General features: G+C 63.2%; 22 protein-coding genes and 1 pseudogene. 7 read left to right on the top strand and 16 right to left on the bottom strand.

What is annotated here, in order from left to right; translation table 11 throughout:
- Nucleotides 1–30: 30 nt before the first annotated feature.
- The 14 genes from QRN51_RS08445 to QRN51_RS08380 form a co-directional block, all read right to left on the bottom strand.
- The gene (locus tag QRN51_RS08445) at nt 31–648 is read right to left on the bottom strand and encodes a helix-turn-helix domain-containing protein (protein ID WP_059388278.1); all 618 of its coding nucleotides are present in this window, start codon (nt 646–648) and stop codon (nt 31–33) included.
- Nucleotides 649–800: 152 nt separating this feature from the next.
- A complete protein-coding gene (locus QRN51_RS08440; RefSeq protein ID WP_284989444.1) occupies nt 801–1,541 on the bottom strand; it encodes an aldolase/citrate lyase family protein in 741 nt (246 codons plus the stop codon).
- Nucleotides 1,541–1,942 carry a cupin domain-containing protein gene (locus QRN51_RS08435; RefSeq protein ID WP_284989443.1) on the bottom strand — a complete coding sequence of 134 codons (402 nt, stop codon included), beginning with the start codon at nt 1,940–1,942 and terminating at the stop codon, nt 1,541–1,543. The genes QRN51_RS08440 and QRN51_RS08435 overlap by 1 nt, the downstream gene beginning before the upstream one ends.
- Before the next feature lie 29 nt (nt 1,943–1,971).
- Nucleotides 1,972–2,895, bottom strand: a complete 924-nt coding sequence (locus QRN51_RS08430; RefSeq protein WP_284989442.1) for a polysaccharide deacetylase family protein — start codon at nt 2,893–2,895, stop codon at nt 1,972–1,974.
- 84 nt (nt 2,896–2,979) lie between these two features.
- Nucleotides 2,980–3,804 (bottom strand): MBL fold metallo-hydrolase, encoded by an 825-nt coding sequence (locus QRN51_RS08425; protein WP_284989441.1) that lies wholly within the window; start codon nt 3,802–3,804, stop codon nt 2,980–2,982.
- A complete protein-coding gene (locus tag QRN51_RS08420) occupies nt 3,801–4,541 on the bottom strand; it encodes an MBL fold metallo-hydrolase (protein ID WP_284989440.1) in 741 nt (246 codons plus the stop codon). Before QRN51_RS08420 ends, QRN51_RS08425 begins: the two co-directional genes overlap by 4 nt.
- A 29-nt stretch (nt 4,542–4,570) precedes the next feature.
- The gene (locus tag QRN51_RS08415) at nt 4,571–5,245 is read right to left on the bottom strand and encodes a cysteine hydrolase family protein (RefSeq protein ID WP_284989439.1); all 675 of its coding nucleotides are present in this window, start codon (nt 5,243–5,245) and stop codon (nt 4,571–4,573) included.
- 105 nt (nt 5,246–5,350) lie between these two features.
- Complete coding sequence (locus tag QRN51_RS08410) at nt 5,351–6,943, bottom strand: ABC transporter substrate-binding protein (protein ID WP_284989437.1); 1,593 nt, start codon at nt 6,941–6,943, stop codon at nt 5,351–5,353.
- A 73-nt stretch (nt 6,944–7,016) separates the two neighbouring features.
- Complete coding sequence (locus QRN51_RS08405; protein WP_269994770.1) at nt 7,017–7,832, bottom strand: MBL fold metallo-hydrolase; 816 nt, start codon at nt 7,830–7,832, stop codon at nt 7,017–7,019.
- A 10-nt stretch (nt 7,833–7,842) separates the two neighbouring features.
- Nucleotides 7,843–8,667, bottom strand: a complete 825-nt coding sequence (locus QRN51_RS08400; protein WP_059388287.1) for an MBL fold metallo-hydrolase — start codon at nt 8,665–8,667, stop codon at nt 7,843–7,845.
- A 63-nt stretch (nt 8,668–8,730) separates the two neighbouring features.
- Complete coding sequence (locus QRN51_RS08395; protein WP_284989436.1) at nt 8,731–9,792, bottom strand: ABC transporter permease; 1,062 nt, start codon at nt 9,790–9,792, stop codon at nt 8,731–8,733.
- Nucleotides 9,789–10,601: an ATP-binding cassette domain-containing protein gene (locus QRN51_RS08390; protein WP_284989435.1), complete on the bottom strand. Its 813-nt coding sequence runs from the start codon at nt 10,599–10,601 to the stop codon at nt 9,789–9,791. The genes QRN51_RS08395 and QRN51_RS08390 overlap by 4 nt, the downstream gene beginning before the upstream one ends.
- 2 nt (nt 10,602–10,603) lie before the next feature.
- The gene (locus tag QRN51_RS08385; RefSeq protein WP_284989434.1) at nt 10,604–11,494 is read right to left on the bottom strand and encodes an ABC transporter ATP-binding protein; all 891 of its coding nucleotides are present in this window, start codon (nt 11,492–11,494) and stop codon (nt 10,604–10,606) included.
- Entirely contained in the window at nt 11,491–12,393 is a 903-nt protein-coding gene (locus QRN51_RS08380; protein WP_148667466.1) for an ABC transporter permease, read from the bottom strand. The genes QRN51_RS08385 and QRN51_RS08380 overlap by 4 nt, the downstream gene beginning before the upstream one ends.
- Nucleotides 12,394–12,665: 272 nt before the next feature.
- Here QRN51_RS08380 and QRN51_RS08375 point away from each other — a divergent pair, with 272 nt between their 5' ends.
- The 5 genes and pseudogenes from QRN51_RS08375 to QRN51_RS08355 form a co-directional block, all read left to right on the top strand.
- Nucleotides 12,666–13,643 (top strand): branched-chain amino acid transaminase, encoded by a 978-nt coding sequence (locus QRN51_RS08375; RefSeq protein WP_284989432.1) that lies wholly within the window; start codon nt 12,666–12,668, stop codon nt 13,641–13,643.
- Between the two features lie 33 nt (nt 13,644–13,676).
- On the top strand, nt 13,677–14,582 hold the full coding sequence (locus tag QRN51_RS08370) for an acetamidase/formamidase family protein (protein WP_284989431.1): 906 nt from the start codon (nt 13,677–13,679) through the stop codon (nt 14,580–14,582).
- Nucleotides 14,583–14,615: 33 nt separating this feature from the next.
- A complete protein-coding gene (locus QRN51_RS08365; protein WP_284989430.1) occupies nt 14,616–16,040 on the top strand; it encodes a dihydroorotase in 1,425 nt (474 codons plus the stop codon).
- A gap of 185 nt (nt 16,041–16,225) precedes the next feature.
- Nucleotides 16,226–17,224, top strand: coding sequence for an aldo/keto reductase (locus tag QRN51_RS08360; protein WP_284989428.1), 999 nt, complete (start codon nt 16,226–16,228; stop codon nt 17,222–17,224).
- Nucleotides 17,225–17,460: 236 nt separating this feature from the next.
- Nucleotides 17,461–17,838: pseudogene (locus QRN51_RS08355) on the top strand (MmyB family transcriptional regulator); the annotation flags it as partial.
- 454 nt (nt 17,839–18,292) lie between these two features.
- Here QRN51_RS08355 and QRN51_RS08350 read toward each other — a convergent pair.
- Entirely contained in the window at nt 18,293–18,772 is a 480-nt protein-coding gene (locus tag QRN51_RS08350) for an SRPBCC family protein (RefSeq protein WP_284989427.1), read from the bottom strand.
- A 207-nt stretch (nt 18,773–18,979) separates the two neighbouring features.
- Here QRN51_RS08350 and QRN51_RS08345 point away from each other — a divergent pair, with 207 nt between their 5' ends.
- A complete protein-coding gene (locus QRN51_RS08345; RefSeq protein WP_284989426.1) occupies nt 18,980–19,603 on the top strand; it encodes a PadR family transcriptional regulator in 624 nt (207 codons plus the stop codon).
- A gap of 152 nt (nt 19,604–19,755) precedes the next feature.
- Entirely contained in the window at nt 19,756–20,979 is a 1,224-nt protein-coding gene (locus QRN51_RS08340) for an amidohydrolase (protein ID WP_284989425.1), read from the top strand.
- A gap of 473 nt (nt 20,980–21,452) precedes the next feature.
- Here the strand turns inward: QRN51_RS08340 and QRN51_RS08335 are convergent, their stop codons facing one another.
- A complete protein-coding gene (locus QRN51_RS08335; RefSeq protein WP_284989424.1) occupies nt 21,453–23,084 on the bottom strand; it encodes a phospholipase D family protein in 1,632 nt (543 codons plus the stop codon).
- Nucleotides 23,085–23,169: the final 85 nt, after the last annotated feature.

The raw sequence follows: 23,169 nt of genomic DNA, 5'->3' as shown, positions 1-23,169 counted from the left end.
AACGGGACGACGGGCCGGGCGGCCGGCTGATCAATGCGATTTGCCCAGCGACGGCGGCGTCGAGATCGCCACCATGACGGCCGCGGTGTCCGTGAGGTTGCTCCACCAGTGCGGCAGCGTGGCATCATAGGTCAGGCTGTCGCCCTCGCCCAAGGTGAACTCCTGCCCGCCAACACTCGCCACGAGCGTGCCGGTCTGGACCACGACGCACTCCTCACCCTCGTGCGAATGCGGAACCTCCGCGCCGTCGAAATGCGCGGGGATGGTCATGTTGATGACGCCAAGCTTCCGGTCCGCATCCGGCACGATCAGTTCCATGACGATTCCCTGCGAAGGAATCTCGATGCGGCGGCGATCGGCCCGGCGCACCAGCATGTGGTTCTGCGTCTCGCTGGGGTCGGTAAACATGCTCGCCAACGGCACACCGAGGGAATTGGCGAGGCGAAGGAGCGTGGCGAATGACGGATTACCGATGCCGCGCTCGATCTGGCTGATCAGTCCGGCGCTGACGCCGGCCCGGTCCGCCAATTCCTCGACTGTGAATCGCCCCGCACGCTGTTCCTTGAGCATGGCCCCCAAGTGGGTGATCCACAGGTTGCGGTGCAGAGTGTCATCGTCGTCGACTTTAACAACTTCCGTGCTTCCCAATACGGCTCCTCAGTGTTCCAGCACTCATCAGTATATCGAAGACTCGTCAACTAAACGAAGAATCCTGCCTGGATCCTCCGGCGTCGAGCCCTTCTTCATCGTCACAGCATGCCAGCATCGGCATCGCTGCAGAAGAACCACGCGGTTCATTTTCACAGGGAGTCACACCTCGTCACCCGGGTCTCCGGAGCGACGGCATCAGCCAGCTGCGCGATCATCGAGGCGAGCTCACGCTCCCAGTACACCGCGGCGCGATCGGCGCCCCGGGCGTGGACATCGCCGGCACTGGCAATGTCCGCGGCAGGAAGGCCCACGCTTTGGCCGGCGGCGCCGAGGACGTCGACGACGCGCTGGACAGACTCCTCAAGAGCGACCGCCCCGGGCCTCCCCTGTTTCATCAGTTCGCCGGCCAGGTCCGTGGGGCCAACCCAGCCGCCGTCGAAACACTCCAACGCGACGAAGTCTTCGACGGCGTCGACGGCTTCCACCGTCTCAAAAAGGACCGTCAGCCGGGGCTCCAGCGAATAGTCCGCACCAAACGCCGAGGCGAACGAAGCCTGTTTCGGCCGGAACCCATGAGGGCTGAACCTCGTCGCCCGATAGGCCCTTTCAAGTTCCTTCGGATGCCGCACCCTGGGGAGCACAATCTCGTCCACGCCCGTGTTCGCGAACGCCACCAAGGTCATGTCGTCGAGGTCGGGGACACGGACGGCCACCCGGGTGTTGGCGCCCGACAGTCGCTGGACCGCATCCGCGCATTGCTGCAAGGTCAATGTTGTCTGCTCTGCGTCGAGGACCACGAAATCCAGGTTTCGGTAGGCAACCACGGACAACAGCGTGGGCGTCGGCTCGGCCGTGATGAGTCCGACCTGCCGGACCAGCGACGCCGCCATCACTCGTCCGCCACGAACTGCCAGTCGGCGGGCTTGCTGACGCCGACAACAAGGTTGACGTCGTCGTCGCCGTCGTTGGTTATGCCATGGGTGGTGCCGCGGGGAATGTAGATGCCATCGCCAGGCTTGGCCCGGTACTCGGTGTCGCCCAGATGGACGAGGGGCTCGCCCGAGATGACCACGTAGAACTCGGAGGCATCGGGGTGGTGATGGCACAGGTGATGTTGCCCGGGGAGGATCCTGCCCCAACTGACGCAGAGGTCGTCGGAGCCGCTCAGGTCACGCGAGATGAGCGTAGAGACGAGCCCCTGGTCCCTTTGTCCGCGAAATCCCGTCTTCTCCAACGCCGTGAAGCCTTGCTCGTCCACGTTGTGGACCAAGCGCGAAATGTCAGTGGCCATTGGAGTCCGTCCTCCCGGCATCGACGTCGTCACGCGCGGCCTTCGTACGCTGGTTGGAGCTGACCGGCGGCAGGCGGGTTGGCGATCCACCACCGGGCAATTTCCTCCCTAGTGGCGAACCAAACGTCGTTCCGGGCACGGGCATACTCCAGGAAGCGCCTGACGCCCAAGGCCACGCTGGGCCGCCCCCCGATGCGCAAGTGCACTCCCACGGACATCATCCTGGGCACGGTTTCCCCTTCGATCAGAAGGCAGTCGAGGCTGTCCTTCAGTACATTGAAGAAGTCATCCGCTGTCCCGAGGCTTCCGGGACCCCAAAACCTCGCGTCGTTCGTGTCGCCTGAGTAAGGGACCACAAGGTGGCGGGATTCCCCGGCGGAGACAAAATACGGCAGGTCATCCGCGTAGGAATTGGAGTCATAGAGAAAGCCCTCGTCCTTGAGGATCGCACGGGTGTTCTCCGTGATTCCTTCGCGGACGTACCAACCCACCGGCCGGACACCCGAGACTCCCTCGATCGCCGCGACGCAGGCCCGGATTTCGGCCAGTTCCTCGGCCGGAGTCATTCCAACGGTCCCCCGCCATTTGTAGCCGTGCGCGCAAATCTCGTGTCCATCGCGCACGATCGCCTGGGCGGCCTCCGGGTTTCGTTCCAGGGCTACGCCGCACGCCATGAATGTCGCGGGCACGTTGAAGTCCCGGAGCAAAGCCAGAAAGCGCCAGATGCCTACCCTGCTGCCGTACTCGAAGAAGGATTCCTTCATCAGGCTCCGCCGGCCCGGGTCCGAAGACCATCCACCGAAAATCGTGACGTCTTCATCGCTTTCATCACCGGCTTCTATAGAGCTCTCCGCGCCTTCCTCGTAGTTGATGACCATGGAGATGGCCACCTTGGCACCATTCGGCCACGTCACGACCGGGGGGTTTTCCCCGTATCCAATGAGGTCTCGCATTGACTCACTCCTTGCCGTTCGTCGCTATCAATCGAAGCGTCGAATTCTAGAATTCATTATATTGAACTGAACTTCACTATACAATCAGCAGCCTTCCGCGTAGACCTTCCTGTGCGCGGCCAGTGACATCCTGAGCATTCCGTCGACGTCGTCGATCACGTTGCCGTGGGCCGGGCCGATCAGTTTCGTGGGAAGCGTGTCCAGTACCGCTTCGATCGCCTCGAAGGCATCACTGACATCCACGAACTTCGTCCAGTAGAGAGCCCTCCCGGTGCCATACGCCGCTTGGTCCACGGTGGGAGGTTCCGGCATCTCGCCCGACAACAGGCGGCATTGGCCGGGAAGGTGGACCGGTTCGTCATCGTCCTCTGCTTCCCCGTCTCCGCGCGCTGCGGGGACATCGTGGATAAAGGAGAAGCCGTCCGAAACGAACATCATCCGGGCGCCGTCGTCGTGGCCCCAGAGAGTGTTCTCCAGGTCCCGGATGAAGGCCGGCAGGAAGCGGAACTCCCGATTGCCAAGATCGATCCGGCTTCCGGCCGCCTGTGTCCGGAACCTGGAGCGGTATTCGGGGAAATGCAGGTGGTAGTCACGGACATCCCCCACTACGAGCGCCCCGGGATACTTGTCCAGCAGGGCAGGCAGGTTGCCGGCGTGCGGGATCTCGGGATGGGTCGGGAACACATAATCCAGGGGACGTTCACCGAGAACCAATTCAAGCTGGGCGAGAAGGAGGGCGCGGTGAGCCGGATCCCCCGTGTCCACCAAGAGCGTCGCTTTGGAGCCCACCACCAGGTAGGAGGAGACGTGATAGTGGACTTCCTGCCCCTGGGCGTTGGCCGACAGGCAGCCACCCAGCCAATAGGTTCCGTCGGCAAGCCATCGGAGTTCGACTGCGTCGTGCTTCACTGGACTCTCACTCTCTGGATCCCGACTTCCTCGATTGCCCGCGCCAGCTGCTGTGCCTGCTCAAGGCACAGGTCCCTGCCCACAAAGGGTGTCCCGTAGCCGGGCCCGACGGCGCGGACATCGCGGTCCCGGAAGATGTCGGCAACGTTCCTGGCGATCGGCCCGGTATCTGCCCCTGTGAACCAGCGGAATTTCCGGAGCCCCTCGCGGGTCTCCGGCTTGGCACTCCCGCCGTGCGTGAACGCATCCGAGGTCAGCAGCGCGCCCGATTCCGGATCGAACACCCAGAGGGTCGGCAGGAGCCGGAGGAGCGGCGACACGAGTTCGACGACGACGCCGTCCTGCACTTCTACGCGGATCGACGTCTCCGGATCCACGGCAATCCGCTTGGATTCGGCCTTCGAACGGGGCACGGTGATTCCGCCCGTGTACCAGACCGCGCCAACCGCAAAGTGTTCCTCGATGGCCGGGATGTTGAGGCAGCATTCCATTTCTGTCCTGGTGAGGACAATGGATAGTGGCTCTCCGGGTGACAGCAGCCGGTCGAGCTGTTCGATGATGCCTTCCTGGTGAAGGCGAATCCCGGTGTCCACCAGCACTGAACCGGACGGCCCCTTGATCAAGTAGCAGTTCACCGCTTGCGCACGCTGTACGCCAGGCGGGCACCAGCTCACGCGCTCATCCAGTTCGATGTCCCCGCCGAGCCGGTAGATCCGGCCGCTCAGCAAACCGCCCATTTTCACTCCTTCCCTTGGATCCGGATGGTTCAGGAGGCGCTGGCTGTCTCCCAGACAGCAATGGCTTCGTCGAGGGTGCAGACGTCGTGCCGGGCCCGCATGACGGTCAACGCGGCGTCGTGCACCACCGTGTCGTAGGCTCCCACCGCATCCTCGAGCAGCACGGCATAGAAGTCGTTGTGCACGGCGTCGCGCAGAGTCGCTTCGACGCAGCCACCGGTGGAAACGCCCACGAGCGCCACCGACTCAATCCCCTGGCTGCGCAGCAGCAAGGCGAGTTCGGTGGCGATGAAAGCGCTGGGACGTCGCTTGGTGATCACGACTTCCCCGTCTTCGGGCATGCAGGGTTCGCAGAATTCCGTCGCGGGGTCGCCTTTGGCACTGAGCTTGCCGAGGTCAATGGGGCGGCCGTTCGCAGCGGTATAGAGGGCACGCAGCCAGGCCGCCGGCGAGCTTGCGCCGTCGGGAAGGTTCTCGACACGAATGTGGAAAATCGGCACCCCATTGGCACGGGCCGCGGTGATGGCCCGCCCGCATTTTTCGACGACGGACGGCATCATGCTCATGTCATGCCCGGAATCCCCAATTGCGCCACCGTGCGAAACAGCTCCCACCTGCATGTCGATGACAACCAGTGCAGTAGTGGCGGGATCGAGCAGTTCCTCGAGGGTGTCGCGGACGGGTTTGCCACAGATTTCAATCATGGTTTCTTCCTTCAAGCGGATCCGGGGTCACAGCGGATCTGGGGTCGGTTGAGTCCTGGCCGGCGGTCGCCCCGCCGGCCAGAACCATGTGCTTCTTGGGATTTGCTACTTGCCCAGACCGGCGAAATAGACCTGGTCGTTGGTGAGCGGTACCGCACCCGTCAAGGTGTCTTGCTTGACGATCAGGTTCCGGACCTCCACCAGGGAGAGGATCGGGGCGCCCTGGTCCACCAGTCCGGCCATCTTCTTGAGCAGGGCCGTCCGCTGGTCCGTGTTCGTGCTCGGGGTGGCGGCCAGCTGGGTCCGGGCGGCATCGAATTCAGGATTGGACCATCCGGTGCTGTTGCTCGGAGCTCCCGTGGAGTAGAACGCGTAGGTGTAGAACGCGGGGTCTGCGATGACGATCGGCTCGGAGTACAGGACGGCCTGGAAGCGTCCGTCGATGAGCGCCGAGGAGAAGTCGGTCGGGCTCGCAACGTTCAACAGCTGCACCGTGATGCCCACCTTTGCCAGCATGGATTGGATGAGGACGGCTGAACTCTTCGCGACGGGACCCGGGCGGCTCACGCTGTAGCTGAGTGTCAGGGGGAATCCGTTCGCGTACTGGGTCTGTGCCAGCAGCTTCTTGGCCCCGTCGGGGTCATATTTGTAGGTGGGCGAATCCTTCACCGCGGGAAAGATCGAGCCCGCCGGGTCCGCGAGGCCGGCGTAGGCACCCTTGGCCAGGGCGGCCCGGTCGATCGCCATGGAGACTGCCTGGCGAACCTTCTCGTCTGCCAGCGGACCGGTCTTCGTGTTGAACATCATGGTGTCGCGTGTCTGGCTGGTGCACTTGAGGACACTTACCCCACTGACACCGGTCATGGAGCTGTATTGGTCATATTCGAAGCCGTTGGCAATCTGGGCCTCGCCGGTCTTCACCAATTGGGTCCGGGTCGCGGTGTCGGGAACGGCCTTGACCACAACCCGCTTTACCGAGCCTCGATCGCCTCCCCAGTTCGGGTCCGCGGTCACCGTCAGGGACGTCCCGGGAGTAAACTCCTCGAGCTTCCACCCGCTGTAATCGGCCAGGTTCTTCGAGAGCCACTTGTTGGCCGTGGGGTCATCCGGCGTGACGTGAAGTTTCGCTTCCTTGCTGTCGTGGATGTAGAAGAGATTGTTCTGCAGTGACTCGAGCGTGTATGACGTCATGCCGAGGGTGTTGAGTTCAACAGTGCGGTCATCGATCACGGTGACGAGGTTGTCCACATTGAATCCGCTGCTCTTGAGCGTCCCCTTCATGACGGGCTGCCGCACCATCCCGATCGCGAGGCTCCATTTCACGTCCTCGGCCGAGAGGGTGTTTCCAAACTGGCTCGTCAGCTTCCGCAGCTTGACGATGACCCCCTTGCCGTCCGGGGCGGCAACCGCGCTTTCGGCGAGCCGGCCGGTCACCGCGGTAGACGGCGTCGAGCATGATTGGTCATCAGTTGCGCCGGTCTTGTACTCCAGCAACTGGGAACCGAGTCCGCTGAGCACAACGTGTGATGCACTGCCGCCCCACGGGGCAGGGGTGAGGCTGTCCGGGAGGGCGCCGACCGCAATGACGACCGACTCCGGCTTGGCCACCGCCGCGGTGGGAGTGGCTCCCCCGCATCCGGTGAGCGACACAGCTGCCGCTGCTGCGACCCAGCCGAGCAATAAACGCGAATTCTTCATAAGCCTGGTTCCAATTTCTGTACAGAGGGAAAGGACGTGTTACGAGTAGTGCGCTGCTGATGTGGGCAGTGGATTAGTAACGGTAGGCGTGCTTGTGGCCGGCCCGGATGATGGGCGCCACCTCCGGAATATTGGTGATCACGTTGCCGTGGGTGGGCGCTACGATCTTGACCCCAAGGTCATCCATCAGCTTGCCGACCCGGTCGTAAACCTGGTCGGCGTCGTTGGCGAATCTGGCCCAGTACAACGCGCTGCCGGTAAAGAAGGCTGCGTTCTCGACCGCGATGGGTGCCGAGAGTTCATCTGTTGTCAGGCCACATTCGCCGGGGAGGTGCACCGGATCCTCATCATCGAGTTCCGGGCGGTGCATGTAGCAAAAACCGTCGGCCGTGAAAAGCACGCCCGACTTCGGTACGAAGCCCCATTGGGTATTTGGCAGGTCCCTGATCATGGCCTCGACGATCACGAATTCATACCCGCCGCCGAGATCCACTTTGTCCCCGGGAACCCGGGCATGCAGGTTGGGCACGATCTGCGGGTAGAAGAGGTGGTAGTCCCGGATGTCGCCGACAACCTTGATATCGGGGTACTTCTCCACGAGGCGCGGAAGGTTTCCCGTGTGCGGAAGCTCCGGATGCGTCGGGAAGACGTAGCTCAGCGGTTTGTCCCCGAGCAATCCGTCAAGGGTTTCCGAAATGATGTTCCAGCTGGAGGGGTTGCCCGTATCAATGAGGATGGACGACTCGGTCCCTTGTGCCAGGTACGTGGAGGTGTGCCCGTGGATAACGCGGTCCTGGAGGTGGAACGGCAGGCACGAACTCATCCAGGTGACGCCGTCGGCTACCTCGCGCGGAAGGTCGCGGCTCATGGTTTCTACTAGTTCTTCCATCGGGATTCTCCTATGCCTTTTCCGGTGTCAGCGCGGCGAGCATGAAATCAAGGTGCCGGCGGACGAGCTCGCGCCCGCGGATCACGCAACCGCGGGAAGGGGCGATGGTCTCTGGGGCCAGGGTCTCGAACTTGTCCGAGAGCCATTCCCGGAGCGGCTCGCACGTGGCCCGCGGGATCCACTCGTATTTCGCGTAGAGGTGCTCGGCGACCTGCTTGGCCGTGGTGGTGTCCTGGGCGATCGAGTCGATGATGCGGGAACCGTCCGGGCTCGTCATGGTGCCGTGGGTGAAGGTGTCGGAGGTGAAGATGGTTCCGGTATTCGCGTCCCAGCCCCAGAAGGTCGGGAGGAGCCGCAGGAGCGGCGACTCGATGGTCAAGTGACGGCCCGGCGCCACCTCGATCTCTGGGGTGCGGGCCATGGAATCTCCGCCCTCTCCCTTCTGGTCGATCTGCTGCCGGCGTCCTCGGAGCGCAAGCCGGCTGAGGTCATCGAAGGCATCGAAGGGGTTGATGGCGCCGCCGGTGAAGAGGCGTTCGATGTCGAACTTCCCGGCAATGGGTTCCAGGTTCGAAACGCAGTCCATCTCGCTCCGCGTGAAGAACATGGAGAGCCGGCCGTCGTCGTCGAGCAGTTCAACCAGGTCATCGAGGATTTCCTGGCTGTGGACTGCGAGCCCGGTGTCGACCAACAGTCGGCCGGACCCTTCGCTGAGGAGATAGCAATTCGACGGCTGGAAGCCGGTTGCCCCGGCCGGTACCCAGCTCACGCGGCCATCGAGCGGAATGGTTCCACCGAGGGCAATAACTTTATCTTCATGAACTTTAGTGAACATGTCTTCAATCTATTGAAGTCGGGAGACGTCTGTCAAGACTTCTCGGGGGCGGCTGAGGGCTTCTTAGGAGATGGTTGCCGGCGTTGCGCGCAGGCGCTTCTGACGGCGTCCTGCCACGGCTTTGCTGCGCGTACGGGGGTCCAGAAGGGTGATCAAGGCGTCGAGAACGACGTAGCCGAGCAAGCTTGTGGTTCCCATGATGAGGACAAAACCTTGAATGACGGGCACATCGCCTTTGAGTACGCCGTCGAGCGACCAACCACCCACTCCTGGCCAGGAAAAGACACTTTCCACAATGGCCGCTCCGCTGAGGGACGCGGCAAAGAGAAGTACCAAGTAGGTCATGAGTGACCCGCGGATGTCACTGAGGGCATATCGGAAGACCTGGGTGGGACGCAGTCCGCAGGCCCTCGCGAACTCGATTTGTGGTGATTGGAGCACCTGCAAGAGTCCCGAGCGCACCGTCTTTCCAAACGGGGCAGCAAAGAACAAACCCATCGTCACGATAGGAAGGACAGCGCGGCCGAGGATTGACGAAAACGTACCCCATTGGCCGGCAACTATGGCGTCGAGGGGAATGGATCCCGTGACGCGCGGCGGAGTGATCTGCGCACTGGAGAGCATGCCGATCGGTGCGGGCGCGATGCGCAGTTGTTGATAGAAGACAAACAGCAACACGAGGGCCAGCACGAATTCCGGCATGGCCATGAGGATGGATATCCAGAACGTGAAGGCTTTATCGGCAAAACGCCGGTAGCGATAAGCCGCGAACGTTCCACTCGCCATGCCGATGATGAGGGCCAAGGCGAGCCCCGGCACCATATAGATCAAGGTATTCGGGAGCCGGGTCAGGATTTCGCTGGACACCGAACTGCCCGTGAAGAGGGAATGGCCAAGGTCCCCGCTCAGGGTCCTGGACATGTACCCGAGGTAGCGTTCCCAGAAAGGCAGGTCCAGGCCAAGTTCCGCGTGGATACGGGCGACGTCTGCCGGGGTTGCGTATTCACCCAGAAGGGCCACCGCGGGGTCGCCGGGAAGAAGGGACACGAGGCCAAAACTGAGGGTGATGAGGCCACACAGCAATAAGGCAGCAACAAGGAGCCTCGAAATGATGTAGCGGATCATGAAATCTGCCCCCGGGAATTCGTAGAGCCAACGACGGCGGAATAGGGAACTACCGGCAACGCGGCGGAAATCAGCGATTGGGTATAAGGGTGCTGCGGAGCCATCAAGACATCTCGGGTGGGACCAGTTTCGACGATTTTTCCGCGGTGCATGACAGCCACCGTGGAACAGAAGTGCCGGACCGTTTCGATGTCGTGGGAAATGAAGACGTACGTGAGGCCGCGCGAAGCCCTGAGGCGCGCGAGGGTGCGCAGGATAGAGGCGCGGATAGTCAGGTCCAACGAGGACGTTGGCTCATCCAGGACCACCAGGCTGGGATTCGTGACCAGGGCGCGTGCGATGCCCACGCGCTGCTGCTGTCCCCCGCTGAGGTTCGCCGGGCGCCGGTCCATGAAATCGGCCGAGAGGCCCACCTCTTCCAAGGTTGCCAGGACGCGCAGCCGCCGCTCGGCACGGTCGCCCATCCGGGCGACGATGAGCGGCTCCTCGACGATCTGCCGGATCGTCAGGCGCGGGTTCAATGACGCGAAGGGTTCCTGGAAGACGATCTGCCAATGGCGGCGCTTCCGGCGGAGTTCGCCACGGCCAAGGGCCAACACGTCCTGCCCCTCGATAACGACGGATCCGGAATCCGGCTCGGCGAGCCTCAGGATCAAGCGGCCCAGGGTCGACTTGCCAGAACCGCTTTCGCCGATGACGCCGAGCGTCTCGCCGGCTTCCACGGACAGCGTGATTCCATCTACGGCGCGTGCTTCCCCATGGGGAGTACGGAAGATCTTCGTGACATCCACGAGTTCAAGGAGCGGCATTCTCAAGACCTCCGGGCTTCGGACAATTGGACCGTGGAGGGGTTAGGCGCTTCCGGCTCCGCGGTATCCGGAGCTTCGGCGTCCCCTGGAACGAATTGCGTCTCATCTTCGGGACGCACCACCGAGTTGAGCAGGGAGATCGTGTAAGGATGCCGCGGACGGACAAAAACGTCCTCAACGAGTCCTTGTTCCACGATATTTCCGCGATACATGACAAGGACGCGGTTGCAGTAGGAGGCCACCACCCCGAGGTCATGGGTCACGATCAGCATCGAACGGCCGCTCTCGACCGTCAGCCGGCGAAGGGTGTCCAGGACCTGGCGCTGGACGGTGAGGTCCAGCGCCGTCGTCGGCTCATCGGCGATCACCAGCTGCGGGTTGAGGTAAAGCGCCATGGCGATGACGACGCGCTGGGCCATGCCGCCGCTGAGTTCGTGCGCGTAACCGCGCATCACGCGTTCCGGATCGCGGACTCCCGTCGACTCCAAGAGCTGTAGTGCACGGCTGCGCTCGGAGGCATCAACCTTCACTCCGTGCGCCTTGGCGATATTGGCGAACTGCTTTTCGATGCGGGTCACCGGGTTCAAGGCGCTGAACGGATTCTGGGCGATGAATCCGATCTCCTTGCCTCTGATTTGGCGCATTTCCCGCTCGGGCAGGTCCAGGAGGTTGCGGCCGGCGAAGTTGACGTTGCCGGCAGACACCTTGCCCGGCGGCATCAACAGCTTCGTGATGGAGCGGACCACGGTCGATTTGCCCGAGCCGGATTCACCGACGATCCCGACAATCTCGTTGTCCTGCACCTCAAAGGAGACGCCATGCAGCGCCCGGACCACACCCCGGGGAGTGTGGAACTCGGTTTCGAGTTCCCGGACTTGGAGGGTCTTGTTCATCGGGTGTGCTCCACTCGTTCCATCTTGTCCTCAATGGCACCGGCGATGATGTTGAGAGAACCGATGACCAGGAGGAGGGCGAGCGCCGGAAAAGCCACGGCCCACCATTGGCCCCGGATGAGCATGCTCACGCCGTCGTCGATCATCGCGCCCCAGCTTGGCTGGGGCGGTTTGACCCCGACGCCGAGGAAGTTCAAGGCGGCAATCGTGCTCAGGGCGCCGGCAGTGGTCAGCGTGGCCTGCACGAGGATCACACCGTAGGCGTTCCTGAAGATGTGGTTGAAGGCCACGCGGATGGGCGAGCATCCGATGGCCACCGCCGCCTCGACGTACCTCGATGAGCGGAGCGAAATCGCCGCCGCACGGGACAAGCGTACGAAGCGCGGAGCCGCAACCAGGGCGATGGCGAGGATGACATCGGTGGCACCGCCGCCCATGAGCTGGATGGACACCACGGCTATCACGATGATGGGGAGGGCGGCGAAGGCATCGACTACGCGCATGATCGCCTCGCCGGCCACGCCGGTGGTAGCGAAGAGGCCCAAGGGAACGCCGATGACAAGGGCAATGGCCGTCGCCGCGAGGGATATGGGAAGGTCGAGCCTCGCCGATTCAATCGTCCGGGAGAACACATCCATGCCGTTGCCGTCCGTGCCGAACCAATGAACGGAGTTGGGGGCCAGGGCCATGGATTCTACGTCCGGCTGGAGGGGGTTTTGGGGAAGGTGGAGAAAAATCGCCGCGAGCGGGAGTCCCACAATGAAGGCGGCGGCGACGACGGCAAGGACCGCCCCTGATCGCTTGTACGCCCAGGCCCTGCCTTGCTTGGCCCAGCCCGACGCACGTCCGCCCAGGGACCTCACTGGAGTCCGGGACTCGGCTGTCGTAGTTTCACTCAATTGGCACTCGATCCGGTTGACGGGTGTAGGTGAAAGCCTTCTTTTGACTGGCGCATGCGGGGCTCCAGCCACTCGACATCCTGCCGAGAATTTGCATATCGAAGTTTCATCACTTTATTGAAGTCTATGATTGTGTGTCAATGGTCACTGTTGACAGGACCATCAAGCGTCTTCATTATGGTGACAACACCAACAGTAAGATGAAGACGGATGTCAACCTTGGTGTGAAGCCGAGCCCTGATCTGTTTTCCGAAGACGATTTGGAGACAACAATGACCAATCTGAGTAAATCGGCAACTGTGACCGACACCAAAGAGCCCGCATTCGAGCCCAGCGTTCGCTACCTGCTCCGTGACGGTGAACTGGTGGAATACGCGGATGCCAAGCTCCATGTCCTGAGCACCACGTTGAAGTACGGCGTCGGCGTCTTCGAAGGGTTCCGCGCCTACTGGAGCGATGAGGACCAGCAGCTCTACGCCTTCCGGGTGGCCGACCACATGCGCCGCTTGATTGACTCGATGCGGGTGGTGGAAATCGACGGGCCGCGCGACATCGGCGTCTTGAGTGAACAATTGCTCGGCCTGGTGCGGGCGAACGAGCTACGCGGGAACCTCCACATGCGCGCACAAGTATTCGTCGACTCGAGCGACGGCAAGCCGGAGGACACCGGCCCTGTCTCCGTATTCATGGCGGCCATCCCCATGGGCAACTATTTCGGTGCCAGCGGACTTGACGTGCAGATCAGCAGTTGGGCCCGCTTGTCCGACCGCTCCATGCCGCCCCGCGTCAAATCGATCGCCAACTACCAAAACGGGCGCCTTGCCATGCTGGAGGCCCGGCGCAACGGGTACGACGCAGCCCTTCTGTTGACCGAGGACGGCCATGTTGCCGAAGGCGCCGGCTACAACGTGTTCATGGTTCGCCAAGGCCGGCTGTGCACTCCCCCCGCAACGGACAGCATCCTCGAGGGGATCACCCGCGACAGCGTGCTACATCTGGCACGAAACGTCCTCGGCGTCGACGTCGACATCCGCCCGATCGACCGCACGGAACTCTACTCGGCCGACGAAATCTTCGTGTGCGGCAGCGCCGCCGAAATCAACCACGTTTCTTCCGTGGACCGCACGCCCATAGGCGACGGTACTGCGGGTGAACTCACCCGCCAGCTGCAGCACGCGTACCGGCAGGCCGTCGTCGGACGGGTCGCCGCCGATCAACAGTGGGCACAGCCCGTCTACCCCACCGCATAGCTTCACCCCGCCGACTCAAACGAAAGGGGCAGCATGCTGAACATGCTCCACGCAAGCCATGAATCGGCGTCGGGATCCTTTGACCGCGACGCCGCCCCCGTGATCGAAGTAAGCCAGGGCGAGCAGTTCTCCCTCGGCGCCCGGAGCCTACTGACAGGCGGCCTGTTCGAAAGCACCGGGGAGTACGAGAAGTTGTCGATCCCCGTGACCGGGCCGGTGGCAGTGCGCGGCACCAATCCCGGGGACACGCTCCGTATTGACGTCCACGAGATCCGGATAGCGGACCGGGGCGCCATGGTGACGCTCCCCGGGCGCGGCGGTTTCACCGGCGGACTGGGGCGGTCCGGCCGGGTGGTCGACATTGTGGACGGGAGCGTCCGGTTCGACGACGACATCCGGATTCCCATCCGGCCCATGATCGGGAAAATCGGCGTGGCACCGGCCGATGGGAATCCCAACTCCAGCACCGTCGGGTCGCACGGCGGCAACATGGACTGCAAGGACGTCACCGCCGGTTCCGCCGTCATCCTGCCCGTGCAGAGCGCGAACGCCTTGCTCTACGCCGGCGACCTTCATGCGGTACAGGGCGACGGCGAGTGCTCCCTTACCGCCGTCGAGGTCGAGGGCAGCGTTGTCCTCTCCTGCCACGTCTTGCCCGGGGTCACCGTCAAACGGCCGGTGGTCTTGTCCGGAGGTTCCGTCATCACGATCGGCGACGGCGAGACGCTCGACGACGCCGCGCGGCTGGCGCTCGACGACATGCTCGAACTCCTGCAGGCGGACCGGAAATGGACCCGCGAGAAGACAGCGATGCTGATGAGCGCGGCCGCAGACGTTTCCGTGTCCCAGCTCGTCAACGCCCGTGCCTCGGTCAAAGTCTCCCTCGCCGCCCGCTTCTTCACCTCCGCACCGTTTTCCCTTGAACCTCACCAACACTGAACCGTCACCAACACTGAAAGGCGCGACCCCCTGATGCTTGATCTCGTTCTCACCAACGGCTTGGTCGTTACCCCGTCCGGCGCCAAAACCCTGGACATCGGCATCGCGGGAGGCAAGATTGTGTCCCTCCGCGAGACCGGCCTCGGACCCACGGAGGAAGCAACACGTACGGTCGATCTCCGCGGCCAACTGGTTGTCCCCGGCGGCGTGGACCCGCATGTCCACACCAATTCCGTCCTTCCGACGGCGGCCGAAAGCGGAATCAAGTGTTTTGGCCCCGACCGGGTGAGCGAGGGCGCCATCTATGGCGGCACCACCACCCTGGTGGACTTCGCGCATTGGCAACCCGGCGATGAGCTCTCGGAGTCCTTTGCCCGCAAATCGGCCGAATGGGCCGGGTCAAGCTACACCGACTACGCCTTGCACGGCACGTTCAAGGAACCGGAGATTCCATTCGAGGTACTCGAACAGATCCCCGACGCCGTCGCGGCCGGCCATGGCAGCTACAAGGTCTGGATGACCAACACCACCCCAACACGCCCCAAGCAGAAGACAGACCTCGGCAACATGTGGGGGCTCATGCAACAAACAGCCCAGGCCGGGGCAATGCTCGCGGTGCACGCCGAGGACGACGACATTGTCATGTACGCCTACAAGCAATTGCAGCGCGAAGGCAGGATCGGGCTGGAGAACATGCACCACGCCCACAACAACCTCTCGGAAAAGTTGTCCTTCCAGCGGGTCATCACCCTCGCGGAGCACGTTGGTGCGCCCATCTACCTCATGCACGTCAGCGCCCGCGAAGGCGTGGACGCCATCCGCGAGGCACGCGGGCGCGGCCAAGCGGTGTACGGCGAGATCCTCCCGCACTACGCGTACTTCACCGCGGAAGACTACAAACAGAAGAACGGCGCGATTTATCACACCTACCCTTCCTTGAAGTCGGAAACGGACCGCGACTCCATGTGGGAATCGTTGCTCGAAGGCTCACTCAGCACCCTGGCAACCGACGGCGTGTGCACCGACCTTGAGGTGAAGACCCGCGGCAAGACCATTCTTGACGCCACGGGCGGTCATGCCGGCGTCGAAATGCGCATGGCCGTCGCGTACACCGAAGGGGTGGCCAAACGCGGTCTTGACCTGACCCGCTTTGTTGACATCACCTCGGCCAACGCGGCGAAGATCCTCGGCCTGTACCCGCAGAAGGGCGTGATCGCGGTGGGCAGCGACGCCGATCTGGCGGTCCTGGACACCACAGTGAAGAAAGCCATCCATGCCGAGGACCTGCACGAAGCCGACTACACCCCGTGGGACGGCTACGAGGTGGCGGCGTGGCCGAGCATGACGGTCCTGCGCGGGCAGGTCATGGTTGAAAACCGGGAATTGAAGGCAGAAGCCGGTGGCTCGCTGCTCAAGCAGCATGTCTCGAGCGACGTCCGGAACCGGCCGGCCTGCTGACAAGCAGCCCCCGACGGCGGCGGCTCACTTGGGCCCCCGACGGCGGCGGACCGCCGCCGTCGGGAGCTCCGCGCTGAGAGAGGTACTGACAGGGACTCCCTGACAGTACCGACGCGTCCCTAGTGTTGACGGCAAGGCTGGATCTTGTTTCACGACACAGGATTCACGACACAGGAGGACGAACGATGGAAAAGCGCACACTGGGCACCCACGGCTTGGAGGTCTCCGCCGTCGGACTGGGCTGCATGAGCATGACAGGTGGATACAGCGACAAGCCGGACCGGCAGGAAATGATCTCGCTGATCCGTGCCGCCGTGGACCGGGGTGTGACATTCTTCGACACTGCCGAAATCTATGGCCCGTACGCCAACGAGGAGCTCGTGGGCGAAGCGCTCGCTCCGTACAAGGGCCAAGTGGTGATCGCCACCAAGTTCGGGTGGGACATCGATCCCGCAGAACGCAAGCCGAGCGGGCGCGTGAGCAGCCGCCCGGAGGTGATCAAGGAGGTGGTGGACGGCTCTTTGCGCCGGCTGGGCGTCGACGCAATCGACCTCTACTACCAGCACCGGGTGGATCCCGACGTTCCTATCGAAGACGTGGCAGGTGCGGTCAAGGAACTAATCGAGGCCGGCAAGGTGAAGCACTTCGGCATGTCCGAAGCGTCTGCCGGAACCATCCGCCGGGCGCATGCCGTCCAGCCCCTGAGCGCCGTCCAAAGCGAATACTCCCTCTGGTGGCGCCGCCCCGAGGAAGAAGTGCTGGCCGCGTGCGAGGAACTGGGCATCGGCTTTGTGCCCTACAGCCCGCTCGGCAAGGGCTTCCTGACGGGAACCATTACCGCGGACACCAGTTTCGACGCCGGCAACGACATCCGCAGCACCATCCCCCGGTTCGCGCCGGATGCGCTCCAGCACAATGCCGCCGTCGTCGAGTTGCTCGCGAACATCGCACAACGCAAGGGTGCCACGCCCGGTCAGATCGCCTTGGCCTGGCTCCTGGCACAGAAGCCCTGGATCGTCCCGATCCCCGGAACGCGCAAGCTGCACCGCTTGGAGGAAAACATCGGTGCCGCCGCCGTCGAATTGTCAGCCGCGGAACTGGGCGAAATCGAGGACGCCGCCTCCAGGATCCAGGTGCAGGGCGGGCGCTACAACGACGCCGCGGAACGGATGACCAACCTCTAGGCGTACGCATGGTGCCACGCTTCCGGATGCTGTGAGCCGGACAAAAATGTCACAGTCCAGGCACAGCATAGGTATACAGGGGCCAAAGCGTGGGGTTCGAGGATGGGATACAGCTTCGAACCCCTCGGAGTTGAACCTCTAAGGAGCAACATCGTGAACAAAGTCCGGAAAATCGCCGTAGGCGCCGCCTTGCTTGGCGCCGTCGCGGGCGGCGGAGCCCTCACCGCCATGGACGCAACTTCTACATCGATTGGGAGCAAGGCGCGAACGACATTGTGGCCACCCTGCGCAGTTACGCCGGACGGCAGCCACACAACAAGGGCCTAAGTGATCTGGTCGGCGAGCTCGCTACCCGGAGCGAGGAATTCCGCACACGCTGGGCCGCCCACAACGTCCGCTTCCACCGGACCGGCATCAAGCGCATGCATCACCCGGTGGTCGGGGATCTCGAACTCAGCTACGAGGCAATGGAACTGCCGGCCAACCCCGGGTGGACGATGTTCGCCTATACGGCGGAACCAGGGTCGGCGAGCGACGAACGCCTGAAACTGCTCGCGAGCTGGGCGGCCACCACCGCAAGCGAACTGGCGGCGCCGGCGTCGATCTCGGACTGAGCCCGGTGTGGGTAGGACCGCCAATCCTAGGAAAAGCAGGGAGCGGCCTAGCTGCTGACATCGTCTTCCGGAGCGCTTAGCGTCTTTAACAGGACCTTGAACGACGGCGGTTCCGCCTTGAGCATTCGGGTTTTTCCAGCCGCTAACTGATTACAGTCCAGGGCTCCACGTTTTAGATGAGAAGAAGATGACTATGGATTTTTCGTTGATGATGGCCTGCGCGGTCATTGGCCTCGTGAACAATGACAGCCGAAGTGCTTTGCCGGGGGCACCTGTTGTTCCGGCACGCCCGGCAAGGCGCCTGCGGCTGGCTCGGCTCCGCGGTTGGCTCGCAACCGCACTCCACCGGGTGGCGTGGGGAATCGAGCCTAAAGTGCCAGCGTTCGTGGAGCCTTGCCGGTGAGGTGTACGGAAGGATCCGAGCTGTAGAAGACGACGAATTGCATTGTTTGCCTTAGCTGTCGAGTTCGGCGCTGTCGGATTCAGTGCTGCCGAGTTCGGCCAGGGTCTGGCCGAGCCGCGGAAGCACATGGTTTCGCCAGCCACCGCTCATGATGCGGTGCGATGCCACGTGCGTCGGCTCGTCGGGATTGAACCCGTCATGGACAAGCGACAGACGGGTGCCCGTGTCTTCCGCGGCGATCGACCACGTCACGGTGCTGTTGAGGCTGTTTCCGGAGTTCGCGTCCCGCCACGAAATACGCAGTAGCTTCTCCGCTTTCACGTCAAGGACTTCGCTGGCCACCAAGCCGCTGAAGCCAACTGCCGGAACGGGAATCCCGCGCATCTGGAACTGATGCCCGACGATCGCTTGGAAGTCGTTTTCCATCAACCAGCGGGCGATCAGCCTGGGTTCCGTCAGCGCACGCCAAACCTTGGCGGGCGAATGCGGCAGGAATTCTTCGACCTCGATGGTCGTCAGTTGTTCGCTCATCTGTTGTCCTCAATCTCGTTAGCGACCATCCTAAGTTCCGAGTGGGCAATCGGCAGAGCGATCGGGTATCCCCGGCCTGCGTCGCAGACCAAGTTCGAACAAAATCCAGCTCTTGTTTAACGACAGTCAGCGATATATCGTTAAGTATCGCAGAACAAACTGCGAGCCTGAGGGCAACCCACAAAACACTGAAAGGACGATGCCGTTATGAAAGGCATTCACGACAATAAACACACAGATTGCGGTCCGGATATGGAACGTTTCGGACGCGGCCGCAGCCGTCGCGGTCCCCACGGACACGGCGGATTCGGGCCGGGCCGCGGATTTGGGCCGGGCCGCGGTTTCGGACCAGGCTTCGGACCAGGATTTGGTCCCGGCTTTGGTCCCGGGGGCCCGCGTCGGGCCAACAAGGGCGACGTTCGTTTCGCGATCCTCTCCCTGCTGGCTGAAGCGCCATCCAATGGATACGGACTCATCAAGACAATCGCCGAGAAGACGTCCGGATCGTGGCGCCCAAGCCCGGGTTCCGTCTATCCGACCCTGCAGCAGCTCGTTGACGAGGAACTCATTGCGCCCGTCGGCGAAGGCCGGCGCACCGAGTTCACACTCACCGATGCCGGGAAGGCGTACGTAGCGGAGCATGCTGAGGAGCTGGAAAATGCGTGGAACATCGATCCGGAGGGTTCAGGACCCGCGTTCCACCAGAGCGTGGCAAAGCTCATGGGAGTCATCCATCAATTCCGTTTCGCCGCAACAGACGAACAGCGTACGGCGGCTATGGAAAAGATCGACGAAGCCCGGCGAGCGCTGTACCACATCCTCGCTGACTAGTACCGCCCCTTCCGAAGCCGCGACGTGGAAGTAATCCCGCTCGCGGCCTCGGAATGTACACTCCCCCCGGTTCGGTTTCCGGGTCTATGCTTGGTTTCCCGGTTGCGCGGGTTCGCCCAGGCGCCCGAACTGCTACTGAGAGCGATGGGTCCATGAGCGGTTGCGAAGCAGTCCTTGCAGGCCTTGAAGGAGAACTCGCCTGGATCCGGGACACATATATGGACCTGCACAGACACCCCGAGCTGAGCCTCGAGGAGCATGGGACCTCCAGGGTCGTCGAGGGGAAACTCGCGGGGTTCGGCTATGCCGTAGCGCGCATCGGGGGCACCGGCGTCGTCGGCATCCTCGCAAATGGGGACGGCCCAACGGTGCTTGCCCGCGCGGACATGGACGCGTTACCGGTCACCGAGGCGACGGGGCTGTCTTATGCGTCGGCCGTGGACGGTGTCATGCACGCATGCGGGCACGACTTGCACGTGGCTGCGCTGCTCGGCGCGGCCAAACTCATGGCCGACGGCCGGACAGCCTGGTCCGGGACGTATATCGCACTGTTCCAGCCCGGCGAGGAGATCGGGGCCGGGTCCCAAGCAATGCTCGACGACGGACTCGTCGCCAAAGTGCCGCGGCCGGACGTCGCCTTCGCGCAACATGTGATGCCGATCCCGGCAGGGATGGTAGCCACCACGCCGGGCCCCGTCCTCTCCGCCGCGAACTCGCTCAAGATCACCGTGTATGGGAAGGGCGCGCACGGCTCAATGCCGCACATGTCGGTCGACCCCGTGGTGCTTGCCTCCTCGATCGTGCTCAGGCTGCAGTCCATCGTCTCGCGGGAGACGAAACCGGGGGACTTCGCGGTTGTCACAGTGGGGGCGCTCAACGCCGGGACGACGTCCAACATCATCCCCGACCGCGCCACACTCCTGCTCAACGTCCGCACTTACGATACCCAGGTCCGCGCGTCCGTCCTCGCGGCCATTGAGCGGATAGTCTTTGGCGAGTGTTCCGCCGCGGGATCACCGCAAGACCCGGATTTCGAGTACTACGATCAGTTTCCCCTCACCAGCAACGACGCGGCCGTGACAGAGACGGTCCGGGCCGCATTCGCCGCCCACTTCGGGGAAGACTCAGTGGGTACCGCATATAGGCAGACCGCGTCAGAGGACTTCAGCCGCATTCCGGACGCCTTCGGGGTCCCATACACGTTCTGGCTCCTAGGCGGCGCGGACCCCGAAACCTACCGGGCCGCCGTCGAACGCGGGACAGTGGCCCGGGACATACCGGCAAACCACTCTCCACTCTTCGCGCCCGTGATCGATCCGGCCCTGTCCATGGGCGTCCAAACCCACGTGGTCGCAGCGCTGTCCTACCTGGCTTAGGAGTACCACTGCCACTCGGGCGGTGCCCAGCCCGAGGGAACCTGATGGTTGTCCTTTGTACCGCATCGTGGACAGCTGTAGCTTGCCGACGGCGGCCGCAATCCGCTGCCATCGGCCGCATAGACCGCCGGAACATATTCATGGAATGTCAACGGAAACCCCGGGCCGCACCGCCCGCAAGCCGGCACCCTTGGCAGCGCTGCGGGTATACAGGGACGATGGGTGGCAATTCGATGTCCAGCACGAGCAAGCGTCATGTTTCTCCCTCACGTCTTCATCGGTCGGGAATCGGCGTCGGCCAGATCCCCGAATTCAAAGTTCATTCCCGAGCGCCCACATCGTGTTGATGAACCCAGTCGGGCAGCCGGCGGGTAGTGGGTCAAACCCTATGCCAGGATTCCCAGAAGGGCCATGGGCAAGCCGGAAGAGATGGTTCGCAATCAGTTATGCCGGGCCGCTTCGGCCCAGCTTGCCTAGAACCGGCTAGTGCCGCGCAGCCGGCGGGGGCGGCCGTCCGGGTCCACGACGAAGCGGCTGATCGGATCCGCCCAGAGGCGTTGGAGGAAGGACACGGGTTCCGGGGTGTGGTGCCGCACGTTCCCGGTCGGACGGGGCGAACGGCGCCCGGTTTCATGCCAGTGGTCGAGGGCGTCGGCGCTGGCTTTCCACAGCTTGAGCCCCGCCGCCGGGTCGTGGAGTTGGGGATCGTCCTCCTCCAAGCCCAGGTGTTCGGCCCAGAGTTGGAGGCGGAGCCCGCGGGCCAGCGGCCGATGAGCGTCGTGGCCGGCGCCAATGTCGTGGCCGCTGTCGGCGCCGGGCGACTCTCCGTTGCCGGCGGTGGCGTCGAATACGGCGCAGGTGAGCTCGCTATCGGTGGTCCAGGACCGGCGGTTGAAATTGTCCGAGCCGCAGGTGAACCACATGTCGTCGATGATGCAGATCTTGGCATGGACGTAGATCGGAGTTCCCGAGCTGTTCTCCAGGTCGAACACTCCGACCCTGTCGGGTGCCGTCTGGTGCAACATCCTCAGGGCGCGAAGTTGACCGATCCGGCTTGCCGGCCCTACCAGGGGGCCGTCGGAGTCGGGGTAGCGGGGAACGACGGCGATCACGTTCAAGTCGGGGTTCCGCTCGAGGGCCCCGGCGATTCCGGCTGCAACTTCTGTCGACCACAAGTACTGGTCCTCGATGTAGATCAGCGAGCGGGCGCGAGCGAAGGCTTTTGCGTAACCGAGGGCAATGCTGCGTTCGCCTTCGGGTGCAAACGGGAACGGGGGACGTTTCACGCCGTAGGTGCGCAGTAGCTGCACTGCATGAGGACCGGCCGGTGGTGGCGGCGGGGCGGCAGCCGGGAGCGGTTCGGGGTGCCGGGGCATGCGGGCCAGGCGTTGCTGCAGTATCCGGTACGGGGTACCGCGGTCCAAGTGATGGGGGTCGTTCCACCGTTCAGCGAACACCGCGAGCACATCCGCAACCACGGGGCCACGCAGCTCGAGTGCGGCATCGTGCCACGGAGGCCGTTTCCCGTATCTGGGATCCATGGTTACCGCTTGCGGGTCTCCCCCATGGTCGGCGTCGTCCCGTCGGCTGTGGGAAAGGTCGATCCCGCCAATGAACGCGACATCCCGCGAAGGATCGTCACGACGGCGGATGACGAACAACTTCTGGTGGTGGGAGCCGAACATTCGGACGCGCTGATCCAAAAGCACTTCTCCGCCGGCGTCGTTGATCTTGCGGCTAAGAAGCTCGTTGGATCGGCCGCTCATCGGAGCCGATACCCGCTCTCCATGGGATCTCCAGACAAGGCCCCGCACTTCCACCCCCGAGCGTGCCAACCCCGCTAGCAGATCCCCGATCGTCGGTCCGTCCGCCAGTAGCCGCTCGTCGGCGTCGCCACGCCAGTCGGTGAACCACACCCGGTCTCCCGCCTGAAGCGCGGTCAACTCCTCATGCAGTCGGGCAAAATAGCTCGCTCCATGAATCAGGGGCCGCACGAGGTTGCCCTCCGACCATGCCGGAGCCCCGGCAACGCCCGCGTGCACGTCCGTGGCCAGATTCCCCCGCTCAGCACGGCTCAGGAACCAGCTATCAGCATCATTGTCCACTCCGTGCTCCTTCCCGGCGCCCGAGGCCAATCCTCTGGATCCGGACTTCAAACAGCCTAGAAGGTAACCTTACTGATCAAATCCA

The sequence above is a fragment of the Arthrobacter sp. efr-133-TYG-120 genome (assembly GCF_030209785.1).
Taxonomy (GTDB): Bacteria; Actinomycetota; Actinomycetes; order Actinomycetales; family Micrococcaceae; genus Arthrobacter.
This window is presented reverse-complemented; position numbering and strand designations above follow the sequence as displayed.

Coding starts and splice junctions, on each gene's coding strand:
- QRN51_RS08365 (WP_284989430.1), top strand. CDS start 14,616: ATGCTTGATCTCGTTCTCACCAACGGCTTGGTCGTTACCCCGTCCGGC.
- QRN51_RS08345 (WP_284989426.1), top strand. CDS start 18,980: ATGAAAGGCATTCACGACAATAAACACACAGATTGCGGTCCGGATATG.
- QRN51_RS08340 (WP_284989425.1), top strand. CDS start 19,756: ATGAGCGGTTGCGAAGCAGTCCTTGCAGGCCTTGAAGGAGAACTCGCC.
- QRN51_RS08375 (WP_284989432.1), top strand. CDS start 12,666: ATGACCAATCTGAGTAAATCGGCAACTGTGACCGACACCAAAGAGCCC.
- QRN51_RS08370 (WP_284989431.1), top strand. CDS start 13,677: ATGCTGAACATGCTCCACGCAAGCCATGAATCGGCGTCGGGATCCTTT.
- QRN51_RS08430 (WP_284989442.1), bottom strand. CDS start 2,895: ATGCGAGACCTCATTGGATACGGGGAAAACCCCCCGGTCGTGACGTGG.
- QRN51_RS08415 (WP_284989439.1), bottom strand. CDS start 5,245: ATGATTGAAATCTGTGGCAAACCCGTCCGCGACACCCTCGAGGAACTG.
- QRN51_RS08360 (WP_284989428.1), top strand. CDS start 16,226: ATGGAAAAGCGCACACTGGGCACCCACGGCTTGGAGGTCTCCGCCGTC.
- QRN51_RS08420 (WP_284989440.1), bottom strand. CDS start 4,541: ATGGGCGGTTTGCTGAGCGGCCGGATCTACCGGCTCGGCGGGGACATC.
- QRN51_RS08440 (WP_284989444.1), bottom strand. CDS start 1,541: ATGGCGGCGTCGCTGGTCCGGCAGGTCGGACTCATCACGGCCGAGCCG.
- QRN51_RS08400 (WP_059388287.1), bottom strand. CDS start 8,667: ATGTTCACTAAAGTTCATGAAGATAAAGTTATTGCCCTCGGTGGAACC.
- QRN51_RS08435 (WP_284989443.1), bottom strand. CDS start 1,942: ATGGCCACTGACATTTCGCGCTTGGTCCACAACGTGGACGAGCAAGGC.
- QRN51_RS08390 (WP_284989435.1), bottom strand. CDS start 10,601: ATGCCGCTCCTTGAACTCGTGGATGTCACGAAGATCTTCCGTACTCCC.
- QRN51_RS08395 (WP_284989436.1), bottom strand. CDS start 9,792: ATGATCCGCTACATCATTTCGAGGCTCCTTGTTGCTGCCTTATTGCTG.
- QRN51_RS08350 (WP_284989427.1), bottom strand. CDS start 18,772: ATGAGCGAACAACTGACGACCATCGAGGTCGAAGAATTCCTGCCGCAT.
- QRN51_RS08405 (WP_269994770.1), bottom strand. CDS start 7,832: ATGGAAGAACTAGTAGAAACCATGAGCCGCGACCTTCCGCGCGAGGTA.
- QRN51_RS08410 (WP_284989437.1), bottom strand. CDS start 6,943: ATGAAGAATTCGCGTTTATTGCTCGGCTGGGTCGCAGCAGCGGCAGCT.
- QRN51_RS08385 (WP_284989434.1), bottom strand. CDS start 11,494: ATGAACAAGACCCTCCAAGTCCGGGAACTCGAAACCGAGTTCCACACT.